Genomic DNA, 2,436 nt, shown 5'->3' with positions numbered 1-2,436 from the left:
CAGACTGTAGACAAACTTGGTGTTGGGTGTTATGCCCAGCACCATTTTTCTTTTAAAACTTCTTTTCTTTTTATTTTTTTCAAAATCAACAAAAATCTGGCTGTGTCCCAACCTCGTTTTTCCAGGATCTTTGCCAGTTTTTTCAGATTCATGCATGCAAAGGTAAGCCCGGCTTTCATCTCCATCCGTGCCTTTCCTACATATTGCGTATATCGAAATCCATGCTGTTCTTTCGCTGTACCGAAGATCCGCTCTATGGTTTCTTTTCTTAACTGGTAGATCTGTCTGTTTCCGATCGTGTGCCGAATGTCTTCTACCACTTCCATATATTCTTCCCATACATGACGTGTGATCAGTTTTACATGATCCTTACTTTCTGTGCATTTTGAAAGACATTGGCATTCAGCACAATGTTCACCGCAGCTTTTATACTCTTTATATCCACTTCTGTTTGTTGTACTGTATGTCAATATATGTGCTCCCGGACATATATAACAATCATAGTATTCATCATATGCGAATTCTTGTTTTCCGAAAAAGCCTTCTTTGGTCTTGGGACGGGTATACGGAAAAAGTGGTTGAATTCCATCTTCCAACAGCCGATGGGCGATTGCCGGAGTTTTATATCCTGCATCTGCAACTACCATCTGCGGATTCAGTTTAGATATCTTATCGTATAATGCTTTAAAAGTACGACTGTCATGCTCATTACCAGGATGTACTGTATATCCAAGGATCCAGCCATGTTTATCACAGGCAGTTTCTACTGCATATGCAAAAACGTGTTTATGTTCACCCTTTCGAAACCATCCACTTTCCGGATCGCTGATGCTGCATTTTTGGGTTTTCACATCTTCAGGAAGTTCTTCAGATATAGAATCCTTATCATTTCCGGTTCCACCGGATGCAGGTGGCTGGTTATCATCTTTTTTCTTTAATGGCTTTTTTCCATGTGCCAGACGGTCTTTTTCAATCTCTTTATTTAATTCCTCTTCATACCAGAGAGCCTGTTCGTGTGCAACCCGCTTACGCATTTTTTTACTGTTTGCACAGGCTTTTACATGTGTTGCATCCACGAAGATCTGTTCTGTATTTACAAGTTTATATTTCATACAATCTTCCAGAATCTTTGAAAAGATCTGCTCAAAAAGGTCTGTATCTTTGAAACGGCGGGTATAATTCTTTCCAAATGTAGAGAAATGAGGTACTGGATCTAACATGTCTAGTCCGAGAAACCAGCGGTATGCAACGTTTACCGCGATCTCTTTCATGGTCTGACGCATGCTTTTTATCCCATAGAGATACTGAATGAATGGTATCTTTATCAGCATGACGGGATCCATACTGGGACGACCGTTATCCGGACAGTATTTTTCTTCAACCAGATCATAAATAAAGTTCCAATTGATTGCTTTATCAATCAATCGCAGCATATGGTTTTGAGGTACCATGTCATCCATGGAAAACATCATCATTTGTTCTCTTTTTTTATCTGTATTTTTCGTCATCATAAAAAACACCGCCCTTCTGATATTTATTATATCAGAAAAGCGGTTCCAATAATAGCAAAACCCTGCAAAAGCAGGGCTTTGTCTACAGTCTGCGGCGTTTTTGAAAAACGCCGTATTGCCCCGCGAAAAGGGGGGAAGCACCACCAACTTTCCAACGAGAAAGGAGGTGAGAATGTGGAACCTAATAGCAGGGAGTTTTACAAACAGTGTGCTTTTCAGAAGTTTTGTAATACGGTATTGCACAATGAAGCTTGCGACACCCATAGAGAACTTCGCAGACACAAGGCAAAGGAAGTGACCTTTTCCGACATGACCTTAGACGAAGCGCGGCAGCTTCATACGTTTGATGAATATTTCAAACGTGAAGCCGCCGAAACCGTCTTTGAGAAAGCCGGGAAGAAAATCACGCCAAAGCTGCTTCTTGAAGCAATCCGTACTTTGCCGGAAGAAAAGCGCAAAGCCATATTGCTGTATTACTTCGAGGGAATGAACGATACCGAGATTGCGGAGCTGTTCAACACGTCGAGAAGCACGATACAGTACAGGCGGACAAGCTCTTTTGAGAAATTAAGAAAATATCTGGAGGAAAATGCTGATGAATGGGACGAATGGTAACGAACCCGGCTACCCGGAAAATGCCCTTGTTCCTTATCCTGTCATTGTGGCAGCGACAAAGGGCGACCCGGACGCCATGAAGATTGTCTTGCAGCATTTCAGCGGCTACATAGCCCGCCTCTCCATGCGGAAGCTGTACGACGAGCGCGGGAACGTCTATTTTGGCGTAGACCACGACATTCGGGAACGGCTGCAAGCAAAACTGATGATGGCTGTCCTCACCTTTAAGGCAGAGGAATAAACCGCAGCGGCGGCGGGACGCTTTCTCTCTCCCCCTTTTCCGTTCCGCTGCTGACGCGGCAGCAAAGCC

The 2,436-nt window shown here is 43.2% G+C and carries 3 protein-coding genes; 2 read left to right on the top strand and 1 reads right to left on the bottom strand.

What is annotated here, in order from left to right:
* Nucleotides 1-29: 29 nt before the first annotated feature.
* Entirely contained in the window at nucleotides 30-1,511 is a 1,482-nt protein-coding gene (locus tag AB5706_RS22960) for an IS1182 family transposase (protein WP_368366338.1), read from the bottom strand.
* A 174-nt stretch (nucleotides 1,512-1,685) separates the two neighbouring features.
* Between AB5706_RS22960 and AB5706_RS22955 the strand changes: the two genes are divergently transcribed.
* Complete coding sequence (locus AB5706_RS22955) at nucleotides 1,686-2,126, top strand: RNA polymerase sigma factor (protein WP_002569188.1); 441 nt, start codon at nucleotides 1,686-1,688, stop codon at nucleotides 2,124-2,126.
* Nucleotides 2,107-2,367 (top strand): helix-turn-helix domain-containing protein, encoded by a 261-nt coding sequence (locus AB5706_RS22950; RefSeq protein ID WP_002569189.1) that lies wholly within the window; start codon nucleotides 2,107-2,109, stop codon nucleotides 2,365-2,367. Before AB5706_RS22955 ends, AB5706_RS22950 begins: the two co-directional genes overlap by 20 nt.
* Nucleotides 2,368-2,436 lie beyond the last annotated feature (69 nt).

Origin of the sequence: Ruminococcus sp. RTP21484sp1_RTP21277st1_D2_RTP21277_210401, assembly GCF_040924225.1 — a bacterium.
Classification (GTDB): Bacteria; Bacillota; Clostridia; order Lachnospirales; family Lachnospiraceae; genus Blautia_A; species Blautia_A faecis.
The sequence above is the reverse complement of the archived record's forward strand: the minus strand, read 5'-3'. Positions and strand labels throughout refer to the sequence as shown.